Below are 19,458 nucleotides of genomic sequence, written 5' to 3'. Positions count from 1 at the left end.
ATACACGCAGTTTTTAGAGACTCAACCTGTAATTGCATATAGCTAGATAATGTATTTTAGAGGGTAAATTTTTAAGTCCTTGTAAAGAATCGTTAAACTTCGTGAGCGCGTTAACGACTTGTTAAGATTTTCAGACCAAGAGTGCCAGGCCGATGCAATCATGGCGATTCCTCTTAAATTAGATAATACTAAAATGCCTCCCAATTTATTGCGGGCAACTTTGTGTAATTGCCGCTGACTCCTCCTGCCAGTTACTTCTGTCTTGCTTGGGTTAACATATTGATTCGGAAGGCGGGCCGATGATCGTAGTCGTAGATGAGCGGAATATTGTGACTGAGGGGTACTCCTCTTGGTTCAGCCGAGAAGGCATCACGACAACCGGGTTCACACCATCCGATTTCAATGAATGGGTCGAAAGCGTCCCCCATCAGGATATTATGGCTGTAGAAGCCTTCCTGATTGGCGAGTGCGAGGCTCAGAACGGTCTGCCAGCGCGTATTCGTGAACGCTGCAAGGCGCCTGTTATTGCCGTAAACGACCGCCCGTCACTGGAGCACACTCTGGAGCTTTTTCAATCCGGAGTTGATGATGTCGTCCGCAAGCCAGTTCACGTCCGCGAAATCCTCGCCCGCATCAACGCAATTCGCCGCCGCACAGGTGCTTCGGCTGCATCGGGCAATGATGGAACCGAGCTTGGACCGATCCGCGTTTTCTCCGATGGCCGTGATCCACAGATAAATGGTGTGGATTTCCCGCTGCCGCGTCGCGAGCGCCGGATCCTTGAATATCTAATTGCAAACCGTGGTCGCCGCCTGAACAAGGCGCAGATTTTCAGCGCGATTTACGGCATTTTCGACAGTGAAGTCGAAGAGAATGTGGTCGAAAGCCATATTAGCAAGCTCCGCAAAAAATTGCGTGAAAAGCTTGGTTTTGATCCTGTTGATTCAAAACGTTTTCTTGGATACTCAATCAACATCGATTGAGATTCGTGTCCTTTCTATCGAGCTTTCAAAAGCTCAAATCCAGTAATTCGCGGTTTTTAAAGGTAGTCTTGTCCAGGCAACCCCTGAAACTGATTGTGTCCTCAGTAAAAGCGTAAAAAATCTTAAGGCTACAGTTTCACGCAAGCGTGGCCCGATAGCTTATCTGCGGATTCTCAAATTCTCAGGAGTTGCCAATGAGCCTCTACGGTATGATGCGGACCGGCGTTTCAGGTATGAACGCGCAGGCTAACCGCTTGTCGGCAGTCGCAGATAACATCGCGAATGCAAGCACGGTCGGCTATAAGCGCGCCGATGCGCAGTTCTCATCGCTCGTTCTGCCAAGCACCGCAGGCCAGTATAACTCCGGTAGCGTCGCGACCAATATCCGCTACGGTATTTCGGATCAGGGCGGCATTCGCTCGACAGCTTCCGCGACCGACCTTGCAATCGACGGCAATGGCTATTTCGTCGTCAGCAATGCTGATGGCACACCTTATCTCACGCGCGCAGGTTCGTTTGTGCCGGACCAGTTCGGCAATCTCGTCAATACGGCTGGTTATTACCTGATGGGTTATCCGGCGGATGCTAACGGCAATGTTAACACGGTCGCCAACAGCTTTGACGGTCTGGAACGTGTGAACGTCAAGCAGTCCGATCTTGTTGCAACACCTAGCACCTCCGGCAATTTCACCGTCAACCTGCCTTCGACGGATTCGGTTCCTGCTGCCGGCGAATTCAATCACAAGACATCGCTGATCGCTTACGACAATCTCGGCGGCAAGATCACGCTGGACGTCTATTTTACCAAGACCGCTGACAATACCTGGGATGTTTCGATTAAGAACGCCGCAGATGGTGTTGAAGTCGGCGCAACAACGCTGAACTTCGATGGCACAAACGGTAAGCTGCTTTCTGGCGGTGATGTTGCTGTCGATCTGACAGCCTATAATGGTCAGGCGCTGGACCTTAATCTCGGTTCGTCCAAGCAGCTGGCAAAAGACTATACGATCACTGAAGCTGTTATCAACGGTCAGGCCCCTTCATCGATCAAGGGCGTTGATATCGGTAAAGACGGTTCGGTCGTTGCTCTTTATGAAAACGGCTCGCAGAAGCTGCTTTACCGTATTCCGCTGGGAACTGTGGCAAGCCCGGACCGCATGTCGGTAATCAGCGGCAACGTGTTCTCGCCAAGTGCAGAATCCGGCAATATCCAGCTCGGCTTCCCTGAAAACGGAGGCATGGGCAAGGTTTCGGCAGGGGCTCTTGAAGAATCCAATGCGGATATCGCGCAAGAGCTGACCGACATGATCGAAGCTCAGCGCAGCTACACCGCCAATTCGAAGGTCTTCCAGACCGGCTCCGAATTGATGGACGTGCTGGTTAACCTGAAAAGATAAATTGATGCGGTTCCGGGGAGGTGGTCAGTCTCCCCGGAATTGCAGTTTTAAAACTGGACTGTTTTCGCAACAAAAACGGTTCGACGTAGGATGGGGATAAGATGTCGCTTAGTTCTGCTCTTCTGACGGCCAAAAGTTCGCTTGCGGCAACGTCCAAGCAGACGTCAGTCGTCTCTCGCAATATTGCGGGGGTCAATGATCCTGATTACTCGCGCCGCACTGCGTCGCTGGCTTCGGGGCCGTATGGTTCGCTTTATGTCAATATAAGCCGATCCGCTGACGAAGCGTTGTTCAACCGCTTTATCCAGTCGAACAGCATGGCATCGTCGTCGTCCATTCTTGCAGGCGGACTTGACCGCCTTTCGTCGCTTTATTCGGCAGATAATTTCTCAGGTTCGCCTTCGGCGTTGATCGGCGATCTTCGCGATGCGCTCCAGACTTTTGCTGCCTCGCCATCCAATTCGGCCCTTGGTGATAGCGTTGTTTCAACGGCGCAGTCGCTGGCCGATGCATTGAACGCTGGCACGAAGCAGATCCAGTCTCTGCGTACCGATGCAGATAATGAAATCGCGGACTCCGTTGCCAATATCAACGACGTGTTGTCGAAATTCGAGAAGATCAACCAGCAGATCGTCAGCGGCACACGCGCTGGCAACGATGTGTCTGATTTTCTTGATCAGCGCGATTCACTGCTGAAGCAGCTTTCCGGCGAACTGGGCATCACAACCATGGTTCGCGGCGATAACGACATGGTCATTTTTGCGGAAAATGGCGTGACGCTGTTTGAAACCACGGCACGCAAGATCAGCTTCGAATCTTCCGGCGGTCTGGCGGCTGGTGTTGCTGGCAATGCCGTTCTCGTCGATGGTGTCCCGCTTACGCATGATACATTCGATCAGCCTTATGGCACTGGCCGTCTGAGCGGACTTCTGCAGCTGCGCGATCAGATTGCGCCGCAGTATCAGATGCAGCTCGACGAGATCGCTCGCGGTCTGGTGTCGATGTTTGCAGAAACCGACCAGACTGGTGCAGGTCCAAAACTAACAGGCCTTTTCGGCTGGTCAGGTTCGCCTGCCGTTCCGGGTGCGGGTGTGACAGCTGGTCTCGCAGGCACGATCAATGTGTCATCGGCATTTGTTGCAACCGAAGGCGGCAGCTCGCTGCTGCTGCGCGATGGCGGTGCAAATGGCGCGAATTACAAATATAATTCAACCGGTGCCAGTGGCTTTAGCGATCGTCTGCGCGCGTTGAATGAGGCGTTCTCCGAGCCGCTGACGTTCGCTTCTTCGGCAGGTCTCAGCTCAAATGCGAGTCTGATTGATTACAGCGCGTCGTCCATCAGCTGGCTTGAAGGCAAGCGCAAGACTGCGAATGCCAATTTCTCCTATAACCAGACTGTAGCAACTCAGGCCGATCAGGCTCTGTCCAATGCCAACGGTGTCGATATCAACACCGAGATGGCACTGCTTCTCGATCTGGAACATTCCTATCAGGCATCAAGCCGGGTACTGACGACGGTCAACGCCATGCTTGACGAACTTCTCAGAGCGGTGTGAGGCTTATGAAAGCGCAATCTATTTCTACATATGGTGCAGCTTCAGCCCTCAAGGTTCTCGTCGCAAAGACGAAGGCCGAGCTTGCAAAGGCGCAGCAGGAAGCCACCACAGGTACGGTTTTCGATGTTGGTTTGTCTCTTGGTTCCAAGTCTGGACAGACCATATCGCTGCGCAAGGAATATGATCGCCTTACCGTTCTGACCGATATGAACAAGCTGCTGCAGCAGCGCATGACGACGACGCAGACTGCGACCACCACCATTATCGAGAGCACGCAGAATTTTCTGGGTGATCTGACGGGCGCAAACAGCACAATTGAAAGTGCGCAGACTGCTGCGAAAACGGCAAAGTCGTTGCTGGATTCAGTCACCGGCCTGCTCAACACCAGCTATAATGGCGAATATATCTTCTCAGGCGTGAACACCGACGTGAAGCCCATTGCTGACTACACCGAAGGCAGCCAGGCACAGAATGCGGTTCGTCAGGCATTTGAAGATCATTTCGGGTTTCCCATGAATGATCCGCAGGTTGCCAATATCACTGGCGATCAGATGAAGACCTTCCTCGAAGGTGATTTTGCCGAGCAGTTCAACGATGCCAACTGGGATGCCAATTGGTCGAATGCTTCCGATACGGTGATCAAGAGCCGTATTTCGCCAACTGAAACGGCTTCGACCTCCATTTCGGCAAATGCTGATGGTTTCCGCAAGACCATCATGTCTGCAGTCATGGTGTCCGAGTTCGCAACGATCGGTCTGAGTAATTTAGCGTTTCAGGCGCTGACAAATCAGGCAATGCAGACCACAACGCAGGCAATTACCGAGACGACGTCTGAACAGACGACGCTGGGTCTGGCTCAGCAGCGCACCAATGCCGCGACAACCCGGATTGGGGCACAGCAGAAGATCCTCAATGAATCGGTTCTGGATCTTGAATCGGTCGATCCTTATGAGGCTGCAACACGCGTCAATGCGCTGATGTCGCAGATCGAGACTTCTTATGCGCTGACTGTTCAGCTGCAGAATCTGAGCTTGCTCAACTATTTGAAATAAGACCATTGAGCGCCATGCGCTCTCTTGGATGCATAAAGGTCGCTTTCAACTATTGGATCGACGCGTTGTGCCTCTAAAGCGGTTCCAGTTAAGAATGAATCGTTGGAACCGCAGCAACTGTTTGTTCTACGCATTATCCGACGCAAAGCTGCTTCGCACTTTTGCTGGAAATGCTCAAATACTGTGGGGCGCTCGCCCGCCCCGAAGAAGAACATCACAAATCGGGCAGCATGATGCGGTTCGTATGGGTGGTGCCGGAAAACGGAGACTACATGTATCAGCTGCGCTACGAAGACGTCATGAATGATGATATGGCGAGCGCCAAGGAACGCGAGCGGATGCTTTTTGATCGCTCGATTGAAATGCTCGCCGCCGCGAAAGCCCATGGTGCCGGATCGCGCGAAGGCATCGATGCTTCCTACTTCACAACCAAGCTGTGGACCACAATCATTGAGGATCTTGGTTCAGAAGAGAATGTGCTTCCAAAAGAACTGAAAGCCGCAATCATTTCGGTTGGAATCTTCATTCTCAAAGAGATTGAGCAAATTCGACAGGGTGAAAGCACCGATTACGACACGCTGATCGAGATTACTCAATCTATCCGTGACGGTCTGTGACATGACGACGAACGGCAAATCAGCGATCCGTCTTTCGCTGCGCGCAGGCGAAAAGATTTATATCAACGGCGCGGTTTTGAAAGCTGACCGCAAGGTTTCGCTGGAGCTTTTGAACGACGCGACATTCCTTCTGGAAAACCATGTTTTGCAGCCGGAAGAGACGACATCCCCGCTGCGTCAGCTCTATTTTGCGGCGCAGATGATCCTGATTGAGCCGGCTCTGAGGGAACAGGCGCGCAACACGTTTGCCCAGATGCTGAAGGGCATGTTTGCGACGTTTAAGGATGCGGAAATCCTCAATGCGCTCAAGCTCGTTGATGAGCTGGTGCATAACGGGCGCGTCTTCGATGCACTGAAAACAATTCGCACGCTATATAAGCGTGAGGCAGAGCTGATGGGTGAAAAAGACCTGTCGGTCTCTGCCATACAAACAGAAAAGCCTATGGCAACGGCCCAAGAATCTAACTCGGTTTTTGGAACCAGATCCGCGTAAGAACAAACAGATAGAGTATTTCCTATGATTCAGTTTCAACAGGAAATGCTCTAGAGCGTCCTTTGGGACAAACAGCGCTCTAAGGGGCAAGTCTATGACGACAACATCGACAGTCGGCGCCAACAATACGACCAACAACACGGCAAATTCGTCATCAAGCAGCAGTTCTGCTGCCGCAAAGGCGAGTGTGGATTACAATTCCTTTCTGAAGCTTCTCGTCACTCAGATGCAGAACCAAGACCCCACACAGCCGATGGATGCGACACAATATGTCTCGCAGCTTGCGACATTCTCCAATGTCGAACAGGCGGTGCAGATGAACAGCAAGCTCGAAACGCTGATCGCCAATTCGTCGCTTTCGCAAGCTGAAGGCTGGATTGGCCGCACGCTGACCAGTGCTGACGGCACGGTTACGGGTGTGGTCAAGTCTGTCACGATCCAGTCGTCGGGGATGCTTGCTGAACTCGAAGACGGCAAGACGATGCTGATCGGCCAGGGCGTCAAGATCAGTTAAACGATATCTCCAAAGCCGGGTGCGGGTTTGGAGACAATGGCATGTGCTAAAATCTGGATTGAGACGCAGTTTCGATAGTTCATCTGAACCGAAACTGCGCAAAAGCGCCGTGCGCTGAGGACCTTACCTGTGAACGAAGCTGATGCGCTCGATATCGTCAATTCGGCGATCTGGACCGTGCTGATGGCGAGCGGACCAGCCGTACTTGCGGCGATGCTAGCAGGTATCGGCATCGCGCTTTTTCAGGCTTTGACCCAGATTCAGGAAATGACGCTGACTTTCGTGCCGAAGATCATCGTTATTTTTGTGGTACTTGCCTTCACCGCGCCATTTGTTGGCGCGCAGATTAACTCTTTCACGCTGCTTGCTTATTCGCGCATCGAAAAGGGTTTCTAGAGCGCGTTTCGATCTGATTGGATCAGATCGGCGCCGTAAGCCTTTTTATTTGAAGCATAATCTTATCGATCTTTGTTTCACTCCGATAAGACTTTTGCTCTAACGCAGCCCTCGCGCAAGCTTCGTCGTTTATGTTCCGTCTGACAACAGGAGACGGACGTGCAGCAGGCAGCAGCTAAACCATTGACAAAACGTGGAATTCTGACCGGTAGCGACATGGGTCTTGCTGCCGGTATCGTCATTATTTTGACAGTGCTTTTCCTGCCTGTTCCTGCGGTTGTTCTGGATATCGGCCTCGCTTTCTCGATTGCGTTCTCCGTCCTTATCCTCATGGTTTCGCTCTGGATTCAGCGTCCGCTTGATTTCTCGGCCTTCCCGACGGTGTTGCTGATTGCGACCATGATGCGTCTGTCGCTCAATATTGCGACGACACGCGTGATCCTGACCCATGGTAATGAGGGCTATTTAGCTGCAGGCCATGTTATTCATGGCTTTTCGCAGTTTGTGATGGGCGGTGATTTTGTCATCGGTCTTGTGGTTTTCACGATCCTCATCATCGTCAACTTCCTCGTCATCACCAAGGGTGCGACGCGTATCGCAGAAGTGGGCGCCCGCTTCACGCTCGATGCTATCCCCGGCAAGCAGATGGCGATTGACGCTGATCTTTCGTCGGGTCTGATCGACGAAAAGCAGGCACAGCATCGCCGTCGTGAACTGGAAGAAGAAAGCTCGTTCTTCGGTTCGATGGACGGCGCGTCCAAGTTCGTGCGCGGTGATGCGATTGCTGGTTTGATCATTACCGCCGTCAATATTTTCGGCGGGATCATCATTGGCGTTACCCGCCATGGTATGGATATTTCGGAAGCTGCTGACGTCTTCACCAAGCTCTCGGTTGGTGACGGTCTGGTTACGCAGATTCCTGCGCTGATCGTTTCGCTCGCAGCAGGTCTTCTGGTGTCAAAAGGCGGGACCCGCGGTTCCGCTGATCAGGCGATCTTTGGTCAGCTCGGTGCTTACCCCAAGGCACTTTTGATTGCTGCCTTCCTTCTGTTTGTTCTGGGTATCATGCCAGGCCTTCCGGCTTTCCCGTTCTTCCTGCTTGGTGGTGCAATGGCATTTGTCGGTATTGCCGTGCCACGCCGTCAGGCGCGTCAGCGCGAGGCGGAAGAGGCAGAAGCACAGTCGAAGCAGCGTGATGCAGAAGAGCAGGAGCGCAACTCGGTCAAGGCTTCGCTGGAAACCACGCAGATCGAACTTTGCCTCGGCAAGCAGCTTTCCGCACGTCTCATCGCTTCGCAGCAGGAGCTGGCGCACCGCGTCGCCAAGATGCGCAAGAAGTTTGCTCAGGAATATGGTTTCGTCATTCCAGAGATCAAAGTTACTGACGATATTTCGCTGCCGCCAAAGAGCTATCGCATCAAAATTCACGGTACCGCGGTTGCGAGCCATGAATTGCGGGTTGGTGAAATTCTCGTGGTGCTGGGCGAGCGTCCATTGCCATCCATTCCGGGTGAAGAAGTACGGGAACCAGCTTTCGGTATGCGTGCTTATTCCGTGCCGGAGACTTTTGCTTCAGATCTTCGCCGCGACGGCTATATGACTGTCGACAACTTGTCGGTTCTGCTCACCCATCTTAGCGAAATCGTGCGCAACAATCTGGCGCAGCTTCTCTCCTACAAGGATATGCGTATTCTGCTGGACCGCCTTGGTCCGGAATATCGCAAGCTTCTGGAAGATATTTGCCCGGCCAATATTTCCTATTCGGGGCTGCAGGCAGTCTTGAAACTGCTGCTTGCGGAGCGAGTCTCGATCCGTAATCTGCATCTTATTCTTGAATCCATCGCCGAAATTGCGCCTCTGGTCCGCCGACCTGAGATGATCGTCGAGCATGTTCGGATGCGGATGGCGCAGCAGATATGCGGCGATCTTTCAGACAATGGTGTTCTTAACGTGCTTCGTCTTGGCAATCGTTGGGACCTCGTGTTCCACCAGAGCCTCAAGCGCGACAATAAGGGCGAAATCGTCGAATTTGACATAGACCCGCGCCAGCTTGAGCAGTTCGGCACAGAAGCAACCACAGCAATTCGCAAACATTTCGATAGCGGCGAGCGTTTCGTCCTCGTTTCTTCGCCGGAAGCGCGCCCTTACATCCGCATGATTATCGAGCGGCTGTTTGCAACGCTTCCCGTGCTGTCACATGTGGAGATTGCGCGTGGTGTCGAAGTGAAATCGCTCGGCGCGATTTCCTGACGGGGGAGTGAACCCGTTGCCCATCACGCAACTGCCGATCAATGAACTTGTCTTCGCGGCCATGCTTGCATTCTGCCGTGTTGGCGCATGTCTGATGCTGATGCCCGGCATTTCAAGCGGACGCATTCCCTTGCAGGTCCGATTGTTTATCGCGCTTGCCTGTTCTTTTGCGGTCTTGCCTTTGGTGATCCAGAATATTGCTCCGAGCTTAGATGGCAGCCATCCGCTGGCGATGTTCCGCCTGATGCTCAGCGAAATGTTCATCGGAGGGGTGATCGGAATTCTGGCGCATATCTATTTCTGGGCATTGCAGTTCATGGCCAACATGATGGCAATGGCTGTTGGTTATTCGGGTACTCCAGCAGACGCGATTACAGAAGCAGAGCCACAGGCAACGCTTGCGACCATTGTTACTTTCAGCGCGCTATTCCTGTTTTTCGTCACGGATATGCATCTTGAAATTCTGCGAGCGCTGCTTAGTTCCTATACGGCTATCCCTGTTGAGGGGCATTTCAGGCCTGATGCTGCGATGATCGACATCAGCGACGCGCTTTCCGCAGCATTTCTGGCGACGTTACGCATCGCAGCACCCTTTATCGTGTTTGCGATTCTGGTCAATTTCGCCATCGGTCTTATCAATAAGTTGACGCCGACGATCCCGATCTACTTTGTGTCGATGCCCTTCGTGTTGGGCGGCGGTCTTCTGGTTGTTTACTTCATCCTGCCCGAGTTGCTGCGTTTTTTCACCGGCGAAGCTGCAACGCTGTTGCGCGATTTGTTCTGAGGATTGCATGGCTCAAACCAATGCCCGTAATCTGAAAAAGCTCATCACCTTGCAGAAGCTCGGCGCTGCACGGCTGGAAGCCTCGCTGGCAGCAACCAGCAACCGCAAGGCTGTTCTGGATGAAGAACGTGACGCGCTGATCGCCATGCAGGATCGCCGTTATGACGGCGATGCCTTTTCTGTCGATCCATCTCTGCTCATCAAACGGCTGGGGGCGAATGCGCTCGCAACTGAACAGATTGAGCAGCAGCTCGAATCAGAACGCAGAGGCCTTTTGAAAGAACAACGTCGGGTAGAACTTTTGGAAGATCGGCTCGAAACTGTTCGCAATGATGCCGAAAGACGAGAGCTTGCAAGCCTGATTGAAGAGTTTGTTAGCCGGAAAACCACCGCGTCGTAGGGCTGTAAGTCGCGATCACAATCGAAAAATAGTAAATAAAATCAGTTAATTGCAATAAATCTGGTGAGTTTGCACCGGCCGCGTTGACCAAGGCTTTGTCATAAAATTGAAACTGATTCGTACCGCAAGCTTCAGTCAAGTTTGACAGATTAATGTGCAATCAAGAGATGAAGAAGGACAAGTTGTATGGCGATTAATCCGCCGTCAGATCTGGTTATGGACGTGGCGCGTGCGGCTGATCCGCAGGCGTATCGCTTTGCGGCAGAGCGTCTGAAATCCATATCGGCAAACACTGGTCCGGCGGGCGCTGATACGGATACGGGATCAAACTTCGTCAGTTTTTCTGAAAGCCTGGCTTCAGGCGTTCGGTTCAATCCGCAAGGGGCGAACACGGTCAATCCGGCTTATCGGAAGTTTGAAGCTTTCATGCTGCAATCTTTCGTTCAGTCGATGTTTACAAGCGATACGACAGCGACCTTCGGCAAGGGCATTGCAGGCGAATACTGGAAATCGATGATGGCCGAAGCGATGGCGAACAAGATGGCTGATACCGGCGGCGTTGGTATCGCAAAAATGCTTGAAGCGCAGGCAGCGCAGAAGGTGCGCGCGGAAAACTCGTCAACCTTGGCCTTAGGAGGCGTGATCGACGATCTGGGACAGGGAATGAACACAGACGCAGTTTCAAAAGATATCGTTCACGGATTTGAACGGCAGCTCATTCAGAAACAACTGGGAAACAATGAAAGTGGAGATCGCGCTCGTAGCTGATGCTGAACATTGAGCACAGAATCGAGCGGTCAGGACAGAAATCTTTCCAAGACCTGACCGGCGAATAAGACTGCGACCTGCTAATACATATAATTGAGGAACCCGAAAATGACTGACACAAGCTCCGAAATCAGCCTGCTGCCGCAAGTGGCGGAAGCAGCACTGGAGGCAGACCCGGTTCAGGAACTGGAACAGCAGCCTGTACTCACGCCGGTCGTGCGTGCAATCCAGCGTCTTGAGGACGTCATTGATACTGAAACTCGTCTTTTGCTTGAAGGCGGTCATCCAGATCTTGCTGAGATTAATTCACGCAAGAGCCGTGGCCTGTACGACTTCAACAAGGCAATCAAGAAGGCTGCAAGCCTTGCTGAGCCTGCGACGATGAAGGGATTGCAGCCATTGCTCGATAGCCTCAAGCAGAAGCTTGAGAAAAATTGCGAAGCGCTGCAGCTGCATCTGCGCGCTGTTGGCGAGCTGGCCGATCTTATTCGCGGTGCGCTTGAAACGCAGGATGCCGATGGCACTTACAGCATGCAGAGCGCGAGGCTCGGTCACGCAAGATGATCCGCACAATCGTAATTGGCCTCTGGATCTGTGCAGTCGCTTTGGGCTCGCTGTTTTTCGCCGTTCGCCAGAATGATGGATCATCTGGTGAGGTGAAAGCGGAGGCCGGAGGATTCGGCGGGCTCGATTACGTGAAAACGGATGTGATGAGCGTTCCCATCATCTCCAATGGCAGCGTCGCCGGCTATGTCGTGACGCAGCTGGTTTATACTATCGATTCGAATATCCGGAAAAAGATCACGGTTCCGCTCGAATATTTCATCAGTGACGAGATTTTCCGTAAGTTCTACGGCAGCTACTCGGATACGAAAGAAGTCGAGAAAGTGAAGTTTGAGGATGTTCGGGCATCGGTGATCACCGATTTGAATGCACGTTTTCCAGAGCCGGTCATCAAAGACCTGCTCGTCGAGCAGTTCAATTATATTTCCGCTGAAGAAATCCGCGCCATGAATATGCGTGGCGGTGGGGTATCACCGGATACAGCGGGCAAGCAGGCGTCGGCCGAACACTAATTCACAGCATTTCCTGCAAAGTGCGGAGCGCCTCCGCAGAGAAATCAGTTCGCCGGACCGATTTCTTTTCCTGCTGCGATGCGTTGGATAATGCAATAAAAATAAGTAGTTAGAGCGAATAGTACTTTCCTGCCAGCTGGCTTAGACGTTCGTCATCCAACGGGGGCAGGGAAGGATCTACAGTAAACTGGATGCCGACTTCACGTTTTTCACGCCAGACAATCTGCGCCAGAAGTGCGCGCGCATAATGATCGTCAAACAGCCAGAAGCGTTCGGGAAGACTGGGAACTTCGGTGATTCTCAACCGTGCGCCGTGTGGAGCAATATCGCTGAACTGGCATTCGATAATGAACCGACCATCAAGATCGATAACCTTGCCTGATCGCAGCCGCGTACGCTGTCGCTCCTCCTTACGTCGCTCCTGAGACGGCTTGTTGCGTACCATAAATTTCTGCCTGCTGTTCCCCTTGAAGGGAAAATATAGCAGGCATCGCTTTAGTAAGCGTTACCTAAGTTCAATGCTCACCGCATTTTTCACAGCGACCACGCAGTTCCAGCGTGGTTTTGCGTGACTTGAACCCGCTTTGGAGGCTCCAGGCGCTAACGAGATTTTCGATGGCCGGATCGGAAAACTCTGTCACCTGACCGCATTGCTCGCAAATCGCAAAAGCAATCAATCCGTGCTGGTGGCATTGCGGATGAGCACAGGCAACAAAAGCGTTGAGGCTTTCAAGGCGATGCACCATGCCAAATTCGAGCAGCTTTTCGAGCGCCCGATAGACCTGCAGCGGCGCACGGAAACCGTCGTCACGGAGCTGATCGAGGATCGTATAGGCGCTGAGAGGACCATCCGCCTTGGACAGCACGTTGAAAACGAGCGTCTGATTGCGGGTCAGATCATGCGATGCATGGTTATGATGGTGGTGATGATTGCTCATTGGCCAGCGGTCCGTTTCAGTGATGCCTCCCCTTTATGTAGGGGCAAGAGGCTGAAAATGAAAATAGCAAGTGCGGCAACCACGATCGATGGGCCGGATGGCGTGTCGAACTGGACAGAGCCATATAGCCCGCCAATGACGCCGAGCGCACCAATCACAGATGCGAGAATGGCCATTCTCTCCGGTGTGGAGGAAAAGCGCCGGGCGGTCGCTGCGGGAATGATCAGAAGCGATGTAATCAGCAGAATGCCGACGATCTTCATCGCAATGGCAATCACAATCGCCAGAAGTAACATGAAGACAATCCGCGAGACGGCAGGGTTCATCCCTTCCGCACGCGCAATGTCCTCGCTGACGGTTGCAGCCAGCAAAGGGCGCCAGAGCCAGGCAATGACACCCAGAACGAGAATGCCGCCGCCATAGATGAAGGCAATGTCGATACGCGAAACTGCAAGCAAATCGCCGAAAAGGAACGAGAGCAGATCGATGCGCACCCAGGTCATGAAAGCCACGATCACCAGACCAAGCGACAAGGTCGCATGGGACAGAATGCCGAGCAGGGAATCTGCCGATAACGTATGGCGTCGCTGCAAAAGCAGAAGAATTGCCGAAATCATGACGGAAACGGCAAAAACCCCGATCATCAAATTGATGTCGAAGATAAGAGCAAGTGCTACACCCAGCAGTGCTGAATGGGCCATCGTGTCGCCAAAATAGGCCATGCGGCGCCACACAATGAAACAGCCAAGCGGACCCGTGGTCAGCGCCAGACCGACACCGGCAATGAGGGCGCGGGTGAAAAAGTCATCAAGCATGTGGCTTTTCCCCGTGATGCCCGTGATTGTTGTGGCCTTCGTGCCCGTTCCCACCGTGATCATGTTCATGATGATCGTGATGATGACCGTCATCGGCATGACAATGATCGGTTACAGAACCATCGGCATGAAGTACGCGGCCATCGGGCAGGTGGGTATGATCGTGGTGATGTTCATAAACAGCAAGCGGAGCGACCGCTCGGCTGCCGAAAAGTCGCGTATATTCGGGACTTGAGGTCACATCGCGCGGTGTTCCACTGCAGCAGACATGACCGTTCAGGCAGATAACGCGATCTGTTGCTGCCATCACCAGATGCAGATCGTGTGAAATCAGCAGGACACCGCAACCGGTATCGTCGCGCAGTTTTGCAATCAGCTCGTAAAGTGCGGCTTCACCGGAAAAGTCTACGCCCTGTACCGGCTCATCCAATACCATAATGTCGGGTTTGCGTGCCAAAGCGCGTGCCATGAGGGCGCGCTGAAACTCGCCACCAGAAAGATTGGCAATCTCGGCTTTCAGGAGATGGGAAATGCCGACCGCCTGAAGGGCATCCGCAATTTCACCTTTGCCGAGGGGACCAGTCAGCGTCATTAAACGCTCGACCGAGAGCGGCATGGTACGATCAATATTGATCTTCTGCGGCACGTAGCCGATGCGAAGGCCGCTTTTATGGACGATTGCGCCCTCATCGGGCTTCAAAACGCGCAGAGCCATTTTGGCAGTGGTGCTTTTTCCCGCGCCGTTCGGTCCAATCAGCGTAACGATCTCGCCGCGATGGACGGCAAGATCAACATTGCGCACAAGCCATCGCCCGTCGCGATAAACGCCGGCGCCTTTCAGCTCGATCAATGGTTCCCGCTCTGAATGCGCGGGGAGGGCGGTCTTATGGGCCATTCTAATTTGAGCTTTCGCTGCCTTTAACGATGCTTTTGGTAAAATGAATCGTGCGTTCTAAAATTCTTGTCTCAAGAATTAGGGAGAGTATGCCGATTCGGGTCTGTTTGCCTTGGCCGTCTCTCGGCTGTGCACATTTCTCCAAAAAGAGGTTGTATCTCCTTATTGCAGACGTTATAGCATAACGCAAATGACGTAATAAAATAACATATCACTTATCTATGTTGTTCCCCTCGGCGAATTCTTCAAGAGAGACCCATGAAACATCTCCGCTCCCTGCTTATGGCATCTGCATTTATGGCGGTTTTCGGCACCGCGGCATCAGCCGCCGAGCGCGAAGGCGTCGTTGTTTCCATCAAGCCGCTGCATTCGCTTGTCGCAGCAGTTATGCAGGGTGTGGGCGAGCCGAAGCTCATTGTTCAGGGCGCAGGCTCTGAGCATTCCTATAGTCTGAAGCCATCGGATGCCGAAGCCATTGAACATGCCAAGGTGATTTTCTGGGCCGGGCCTTCGATGGAAACCTTCCTCGACAAACCTTTCGACACATTGGGCGAGGGTGCCAAGGTTGTTGCACTTGGCGAAGCCGAAGGGCTGACGAAGCTCAAATTCCGCGAAGGCGGCCCGTTTGAGGCGCATGATCATGGCGGCGAGGAAGGCGAGCACGCGCATAACAATGAGCATGAGGGCCACAAGCACGAAGCTCATGACCATGCGCATGAAAAGAAGCATGACGACCATAATCACGCCGATGAAGCATCAGAAAAGACCGATGAGCACCACCATCATGGCGAGTATGATCTTCACTTCTGGCTTGATCCACAGAACGGCAAGGTTCTTGTCGGTGATATCGCCAAGGTTCTGAGCGAAAACGATCCTGAACATGCCGCGCAATATGAAAAGAATGCTGCCGACTATGCCGACAAGCTCGATGCACTGACCAAAGATATCGACAGCGAACTTCAGCCGATAAAAGACAAGCCGTTCATTGTCTTCCATGATGCATATCAGTATTTCGAGAATCGCTTTGGCGTGAAGGCTGCAGGCTCGATCACTGTGAGCCCTGAAAAGGCGCCGGGTGCTGGACGCATCAAGGATATTCACGAAAAGATCAAATCACTGGGCGCTGTTTGCGTGTTCTCCGAGCCGCAGTTTGAGCCAAAGCTGGTCAATACGGTTATCGATGGAACGGATGCCAAAGCCGGCACCCTTGATCCGCTTGGCGCGGAATTGAAGGACGGCCCGGATCTCTACCCGCAGCTCATTCGCAATCTGGCCGATTCCCTCAAGAATTGTTTGTCGAAGTAGCACTGGTCGCACCTTGTTCTCGTGGATTGAATTTGACGTTTGATAGCCCGCCGACACTGATGCTGTTTCAAACGTCAAATTCTAAAAATCCACGAGGTTACAATGTTGCTAGTGGTCTTTAAATTCCGACATTTGCTCAACATCGATATTTGGCGCTTACAAATGTCGGAATTAGACCACTAGGCTGCCCCACCCAGAAGCGACCTGTTGTGGTGCCGGGCTGTCTGTATGGGCGGTCCGGCATCTTCGATAGGCGATGAATGCTTTGTAAAGCCGGGCATTCAAGAACAGGTCGGGATTCTGCAATGTATTGCCGCGACACGAATTCCTGCTCACGCGGGATCATCCGTCGAGTATTTTTCTTATAGGATCTCTCAAAAGGTGGCTTTGCCGCCTCTTTTTAGCCAAACGAATGTAATGATATAACATTAATAGCCAGCAGCGCTGCTACTGCAGCGTATCTCACAACCGCCAGCAAAGGAGTTGCCATGAAAAGGCTTCCCGTCACTGTACTCTCCGGCTTTCTCGGTGCAGGCAAGACCACCCTTCTCAATCACGTCCTCAACAATCGCGAGAACCGCCGTGTTGCGGTGATCGTCAATGACATGAGTGAAATCAATATCGATGCGGCCCTTGTGCGCGAGGGTGGGGCCGACCTATCCCGAACCGAGGAACAGCTCGTTGAAATGACCAATGGCTGCATCTGCTGCACTTTGCGGGATGATCTTCTGAAAGAAGTAGCCCAGCTTGCGGCTCAAGATCGCTTCGATTATCTGCTGATCGAATCGACGGGCATATCGGAGCCTCTGCCGGTGGCAGCAACCTTTGAGTTTCGAGATGAAAAGGGCGAAAGCCTGTCCGATCTGGCGCGCCTCGATACGATGGTAACGGTGGTTGATGCAGCCAATCTGCTGAAAGACTATTCTTCTAATGATTTTCTGCGCGACCGCGGTGAATCGCTGGGCGATGAGGATGAGCGCACGCTGGTCGACCTACTGGTCGAACAGATCGAGTTTGCAGATGTCGTGATACTCAACAAGATTTCGACAGCGAGCGTGGAGGAGCGAGACCTTGCGCGCAAGGTGATCCGGTCGCTCAATCCCGATGCCCAAATTGAAGAAGTGGATTTCGGTCAGGTCGGGCTTGATGCGATCCTCAATACAAGACGTTTCGATTTCAATCGCGCCCATGAGCATCCTCTTTGGTATAAAGAGCTTCACGGCTTCAACGATCATGTGCCTGAAACAGAAGAATATGGCGTGCACTCTTTCGTCTATCGTGCGCGACGTCCCTTCGATCCGGCCCGCTTTCAGGCCTTTATCGATAAGAGCTGGCCGGGTGTTGTCCGTGCCAAGGGTTTTTTCTGGCTGGCGACAAGACCTGATTATGTAGGAGAACTCAGTCAGGCCGGTGCGCTGGTCCGTACCAACAAACGTGGTCGCTGGTGGTCTGCAGTTCCGCGCAGCTATTGGCCGGCAGAACCGGAATGGCATCGTGCAATGCAACCCTATCTCGATGCCGAATGGGGTGATCGTCGGCAGGAGATCGTCTTTATCGGCGTTGATCCAATGAACAGGGCTGCAATTACCGCCGAGCTTGATGACTGCCTTGTGCCGGAAGAGGTGTTCAAGCCGGAAAGCTGGCTGCGCCTGAGTGATCCGTTTCCGAGCTGGTCGGTCGCAGCGTAGAAACTACTCAGCCGACAGCGCGGCGATTTCGGAAGCCCTGCTGTCGGCAAGCGTGCGATGGTCGAGCACATTGGCGATTGCTTCCCGCACGTCGAGCATCATGTGCCGCACTTCACATTCGGTCTCGTCGCAGTCATCGCAAGGCTGGTAGTCGGTCTTGCTCGCGCAGGCGATTGGTGCGAGCGCGCCGTCCAGTGCCCGGATAATATTGCCAATATGAATTTCGCTGGCGGGACGTGCCAGACAAAAGCCGCCGCCCTTGCCTTTGCGACTCAGCACAAAGCCCGCATTGCGCAGTTCGATGAAGATATTATCGAGAAACTTACGCGGGATGTGATGCCTTTCGGCAATCTCACTTGCGGAAACTAGCTGCCCATTAGACACACCGGCAAGATGCACCATGGCTTTCAGGCCGTATTTGCCTTTTTTGGTTAGCATAGCATCCCTGCTGCAATGTCCTTCGGACGATCCAATCCCAATGCGTATTCACAAAAGAATTAGGGAGGAAAGCACCCTGCGGCAAGTTACTTTCGCGTCGCAGTCGCTTGATCTCTGTCGTTTTGTAAGGCCAGAGCCAAAGCGCCTTGCAAACTGTCGCCCTTTGCCGGGGTGTAAAACTCTTTATACGGTAGCAAATCGAGCCCAGCATAAGATGCCGCCAAACCGCCGGTTATACTGAAACGCCCCAGTGCTTTGATATCTAAGGCGCGCAGGTTCCGCTCAATCATGATGCAGGCATCGGAAACAAGTTTCATGCCAAGAGGGTCGCCCTTTGCTGCAAACTCAAACACCATGGGGGCGAAGGCTGCATAATCAGCGGCAGTTGCCGTGCGGGAGAACTGCGTGATCCGCCTTGCTGCGTCACCAAACTTGCCGAGAGTTTTTCTGGTCAATTCCGTTTCGTCGTTGATTCCATCTGAAACCAGCAATGTCTGCTCCAGAAGATCACGGCCAAGACGGGCTCCGCCTGCATGATCGCTTAGCATAAAGCCGCGCCCGCCAATAACATCGACCGTGTCGCCGGTTCTTTTCACAAATGCCGAGCCGGTTCCAAGAATTGCAATGGCACCGTCGCCATTTCCAAGTGCGCCCTGTAGAGCTGTTACCGTATCGGAAACGATACTGCTTCTGCCGAACGGCAGTTGCTTATAAGCGGCGGCATGGTCGGTAAGTGAGTTCGCACCGGCAAGGCCAAGTACGGCAACGCTCGTTATATATATAGAAGAAGGCAAGCCGACCTGAAGACGCGCCTGCTCGGCTGCTTCCTTTATATGCAGGATGGCATTTGCCGTATCCGCTCCTATATTAGCGGGACCGGATACTCCCTTTCCGAGAATGGCTCCGTTTCCATCGGACAGCACTGCACGGCATCCGCTGCCGCCGCCGTCGATTCCGAAGTAGTAATGCATTGGCTTGTCATTTCATTGTCGTAAAAATGGGAATCAGCCCGCCGCAACGGTTGAAATTCAGTTAAAAGCCACCATATCCCCTGTGGAAAGAAACTTTGTATTTTTTTATGAATGAACGTTGA

22 protein-coding genes are annotated in these 19,458 nt (G+C 52.8%); 16 read left to right on the top strand and 6 right to left on the bottom strand.

Going from position 1 to position 19,458, the window contains the following annotated elements:
* Nucleotides 1-299: 299 nt before the first annotated feature.
* From ftcR to CEV34_RS11095, 14 genes are all read left to right on the top strand, one after another.
* Nucleotides 300-983, top strand: coding sequence for a flagellar transcriptional regulator FtcR (gene ftcR, locus CEV34_RS11160; RefSeq protein WP_007877029.1), 684 nt, complete (start codon nt 300-302; stop codon nt 981-983).
* A gap of 194 nt (nt 984-1,177) precedes the next feature.
* Nucleotides 1,178-2,380 carry a flagellar hook protein FlgE gene (locus CEV34_RS11155; RefSeq protein WP_007877027.1) on the top strand — a complete coding sequence of 401 codons (1,203 nt, stop codon included), beginning with the start codon at nt 1,178-1,180 and terminating at the stop codon, nt 2,378-2,380.
* A gap of 101 nt (nt 2,381-2,481) precedes the next feature.
* On the top strand, nt 2,482-3,936 hold the full coding sequence (gene flgK, locus CEV34_RS11150; protein WP_007877025.1) for a flagellar hook-associated protein FlgK: 1,455 nt from the start codon (nt 2,482-2,484) through the stop codon (nt 3,934-3,936).
* A gap of 5 nt (nt 3,937-3,941) precedes the next feature.
* Nucleotides 3,942-4,988, top strand: coding sequence for a flagellar hook-associated family protein (locus tag CEV34_RS11145; protein WP_094543634.1), 1,047 nt, complete (start codon nt 3,942-3,944; stop codon nt 4,986-4,988).
* A 272-nt stretch (nt 4,989-5,260) separates the two neighbouring features.
* The gene (gene flaF, locus CEV34_RS11140; protein WP_007877021.1) at nt 5,261-5,605 is read left to right on the top strand and encodes a flagellar biosynthesis regulator FlaF; all 345 of its coding nucleotides are present in this window, start codon (nt 5,261-5,263) and stop codon (nt 5,603-5,605) included.
* Nucleotide 5,606: 1 nt separating this feature from the next.
* Complete coding sequence (gene flbT, locus CEV34_RS11135; protein ID WP_007877015.1) at nt 5,607-6,098, top strand: flagellar biosynthesis repressor FlbT; 492 nt, start codon at nt 5,607-5,609, stop codon at nt 6,096-6,098.
* A 94-nt stretch (nt 6,099-6,192) separates the two neighbouring features.
* Complete coding sequence (flgD, locus tag CEV34_RS11130) at nt 6,193-6,612, top strand: flagellar hook assembly protein FlgD (protein ID WP_007877014.1); 420 nt, start codon at nt 6,193-6,195, stop codon at nt 6,610-6,612.
* Between the two features lie 129 nt (nt 6,613-6,741).
* Nucleotides 6,742-7,008, top strand: coding sequence for a flagellar biosynthesis protein FliQ (gene fliQ / locus CEV34_RS11125; RefSeq protein WP_064321443.1), 267 nt, complete (start codon nt 6,742-6,744; stop codon nt 7,006-7,008).
* A gap of 159 nt (nt 7,009-7,167) precedes the next feature.
* Nucleotides 7,168-9,258, top strand: coding sequence for a flagellar biosynthesis protein FlhA (gene flhA / locus CEV34_RS11120; protein ID WP_007877012.1), 2,091 nt, complete (start codon nt 7,168-7,170; stop codon nt 9,256-9,258).
* A gap of 16 nt (nt 9,259-9,274) precedes the next feature.
* Nucleotides 9,275-10,042: a flagellar biosynthetic protein FliR gene (fliR, locus tag CEV34_RS11115; RefSeq protein WP_094543633.1), complete on the top strand. Its 768-nt coding sequence runs from the start codon at nt 9,275-9,277 to the stop codon at nt 10,040-10,042.
* 7 nt (nt 10,043-10,049) lie between these two features.
* Nucleotides 10,050-10,442, top strand: coding sequence for a hypothetical protein (locus CEV34_RS11110; protein WP_007877010.1), 393 nt, complete (start codon nt 10,050-10,052; stop codon nt 10,440-10,442).
* A 186-nt stretch (nt 10,443-10,628) separates the two neighbouring features.
* Nucleotides 10,629-11,210 (top strand): rod-binding protein, encoded by a 582-nt coding sequence (locus CEV34_RS11105; protein ID WP_007877009.1) that lies wholly within the window; start codon nt 10,629-10,631, stop codon nt 11,208-11,210.
* Nucleotides 11,211-11,318: 108 nt separating this feature from the next.
* A complete protein-coding gene (locus CEV34_RS11100; protein WP_007877008.1) occupies nt 11,319-11,774 on the top strand; it encodes a hypothetical protein in 456 nt (151 codons plus the stop codon).
* Nucleotides 11,771-12,286 carry a hypothetical protein gene (locus CEV34_RS11095; RefSeq protein ID WP_007877007.1) on the top strand — a complete coding sequence of 172 codons (516 nt, stop codon included), beginning with the start codon at nt 11,771-11,773 and terminating at the stop codon, nt 12,284-12,286. Before CEV34_RS11100 ends, CEV34_RS11095 begins: the two co-directional genes overlap by 4 nt.
* 109 nt (nt 12,287-12,395) lie before the next feature.
* Here the strand turns inward: CEV34_RS11095 and CEV34_RS11090 are convergent, their stop codons facing one another.
* The 4 genes from CEV34_RS11090 to CEV34_RS11075 all read right to left on the bottom strand — a co-directional run bounded on the left by CEV34_RS11090 (nt 12,396) and on the right by CEV34_RS11075 (nt 14,934).
* Nucleotides 12,396-12,731: a PilZ domain-containing protein gene (locus CEV34_RS11090; RefSeq protein ID WP_007877006.1), complete on the bottom strand. Its 336-nt coding sequence runs from the start codon at nt 12,729-12,731 to the stop codon at nt 12,396-12,398.
* Nucleotides 12,732-12,801: 70 nt separating this feature from the next.
* Nucleotides 12,802-13,224 carry a Fur family transcriptional regulator gene (locus CEV34_RS11085; protein ID WP_007877005.1) on the bottom strand — a complete coding sequence of 141 codons (423 nt, stop codon included), beginning with the start codon at nt 13,222-13,224 and terminating at the stop codon, nt 12,802-12,804.
* Nucleotides 13,221-14,102, bottom strand: coding sequence for a zinc ABC transporter permease subunit ZnuB (gene znuB / locus CEV34_RS11080; RefSeq protein WP_374891651.1), 882 nt, complete (start codon nt 14,100-14,102; stop codon nt 13,221-13,223). The genes CEV34_RS11085 and znuB overlap by 4 nt, the downstream gene beginning before the upstream one ends.
* Complete coding sequence (locus CEV34_RS11075; protein ID WP_007877001.1) at nt 14,032-14,934, bottom strand: ATP-binding cassette domain-containing protein; 903 nt, start codon at nt 14,932-14,934, stop codon at nt 14,032-14,034. Before CEV34_RS11075 ends, znuB begins: the two co-directional genes overlap by 71 nt.
* Before the next feature lie 258 nt (nt 14,935-15,192).
* On the opposite strand from CEV34_RS11075, the gene znuA reads away from it, so the two are divergent.
* Together znuA and zigA are read left to right on the top strand one after the other, a co-directional pair.
* Nucleotides 15,193-16,239 (top strand): zinc ABC transporter substrate-binding protein ZnuA, encoded by a 1,047-nt coding sequence (gene znuA / locus CEV34_RS11070; RefSeq protein WP_007876999.1) that lies wholly within the window; start codon nt 15,193-15,195, stop codon nt 16,237-16,239.
* 488 nt (nt 16,240-16,727) lie between these two features.
* Nucleotides 16,728-17,927 (top strand): zinc metallochaperone GTPase ZigA, encoded by a 1,200-nt coding sequence (gene zigA / locus CEV34_RS11065; protein ID WP_007876997.1) that lies wholly within the window; start codon nt 16,728-16,730, stop codon nt 17,925-17,927.
* A gap of 3 nt (nt 17,928-17,930) precedes the next feature.
* Here the strand turns inward: zigA and CEV34_RS11060 are convergent, their stop codons facing one another.
* On the bottom strand, nt 17,931-18,365 hold the full coding sequence (locus tag CEV34_RS11060; protein WP_007876995.1) for an RrF2 family transcriptional regulator: 435 nt from the start codon (nt 18,363-18,365) through the stop codon (nt 17,931-17,933).
* A gap of 86 nt (nt 18,366-18,451) precedes the next feature.
* Nucleotides 18,452-19,336, bottom strand: coding sequence for a glucosamine kinase nucleotide-binding domain-containing protein (locus CEV34_RS11055; RefSeq protein WP_094543632.1), 885 nt, complete (start codon nt 19,334-19,336; stop codon nt 18,452-18,454).
* Nucleotides 19,337-19,458: the final 122 nt, after the last annotated feature.

The organism is Brucella pseudogrignonensis, from assembly GCF_002252525.1.
GTDB lineage: Bacteria > Pseudomonadota > Alphaproteobacteria > Rhizobiales > Rhizobiaceae > Brucella > Brucella pseudogrignonensis.
The sequence above is the reverse complement of the archived record's forward strand: the minus strand, read 5'-3'. Positions and strand labels throughout refer to the sequence as shown.

What these genes read in the sequence shown, in the direction of transcription:
- CEV34_RS11100 (WP_007877008.1), top strand. Translation starts at nt 11,319, where the DNA reads ATGACTGACACAAGCTCCGAAATCAGCCTGCTGCCGCAAGTGGCGGAA.
- CEV34_RS11110 (WP_007877010.1), top strand. Translation starts at nt 10,050, where the DNA reads ATGGCTCAAACCAATGCCCGTAATCTGAAAAAGCTCATCACCTTGCAG.
- CEV34_RS11145 (WP_094543634.1), top strand. Translation starts at nt 3,942, where the DNA reads ATGAAAGCGCAATCTATTTCTACATATGGTGCAGCTTCAGCCCTCAAG.
- CEV34_RS11075 (WP_007877001.1), bottom strand. Translation starts at nt 14,934, where the DNA reads ATGGCCCATAAGACCGCCCTCCCCGCGCATTCAGAGCGGGAACCATTG.
- ftcR (WP_007877029.1), top strand. Translation starts at nt 300, where the DNA reads ATGATCGTAGTCGTAGATGAGCGGAATATTGTGACTGAGGGGTACTCC.
- CEV34_RS11055 (WP_094543632.1), bottom strand. Translation starts at nt 19,336, where the DNA reads ATGCATTACTACTTCGGAATCGACGGCGGCGGCAGCGGATGCCGTGCA.
- flgK (WP_007877025.1), top strand. Translation starts at nt 2,482, where the DNA reads ATGTCGCTTAGTTCTGCTCTTCTGACGGCCAAAAGTTCGCTTGCGGCA.
- CEV34_RS11085 (WP_007877005.1), bottom strand. Translation starts at nt 13,224, where the DNA reads ATGAGCAATCATCACCACCATCATAACCATGCATCGCATGATCTGACC.
- CEV34_RS11155 (WP_007877027.1), top strand. Translation starts at nt 1,178, where the DNA reads ATGAGCCTCTACGGTATGATGCGGACCGGCGTTTCAGGTATGAACGCG.
- CEV34_RS11090 (WP_007877006.1), bottom strand. Translation starts at nt 12,731, where the DNA reads ATGGTACGCAACAAGCCGTCTCAGGAGCGACGTAAGGAGGAGCGACAG.
- znuB (WP_374891651.1), bottom strand. Translation starts at nt 14,102, where the DNA reads ATGATCACGGTGGGAACGGGCACGAAGGCCACAACAATCACGGGCATC.
- flaF (WP_007877021.1), top strand. Translation starts at nt 5,261, where the DNA reads ATGTATCAGCTGCGCTACGAAGACGTCATGAATGATGATATGGCGAGC.
- flgD (WP_007877014.1), top strand. Translation starts at nt 6,193, where the DNA reads ATGACGACAACATCGACAGTCGGCGCCAACAATACGACCAACAACACG.
- flbT (WP_007877015.1), top strand. Translation starts at nt 5,607, where the DNA reads ATGACGACGAACGGCAAATCAGCGATCCGTCTTTCGCTGCGCGCAGGC.
- zigA (WP_007876997.1), top strand. Translation starts at nt 16,728, where the DNA reads ATGAAAAGGCTTCCCGTCACTGTACTCTCCGGCTTTCTCGGTGCAGGC.
- znuA (WP_007876999.1), top strand. Translation starts at nt 15,193, where the DNA reads ATGAAACATCTCCGCTCCCTGCTTATGGCATCTGCATTTATGGCGGTT.
- CEV34_RS11060 (WP_007876995.1), bottom strand. Translation starts at nt 18,365, where the DNA reads ATGCTAACCAAAAAAGGCAAATACGGCCTGAAAGCCATGGTGCATCTT.
- CEV34_RS11095 (WP_007877007.1), top strand. Translation starts at nt 11,771, where the DNA reads ATGATCCGCACAATCGTAATTGGCCTCTGGATCTGTGCAGTCGCTTTG.
- CEV34_RS11105 (WP_007877009.1), top strand. Translation starts at nt 10,629, where the DNA reads ATGGCGATTAATCCGCCGTCAGATCTGGTTATGGACGTGGCGCGTGCG.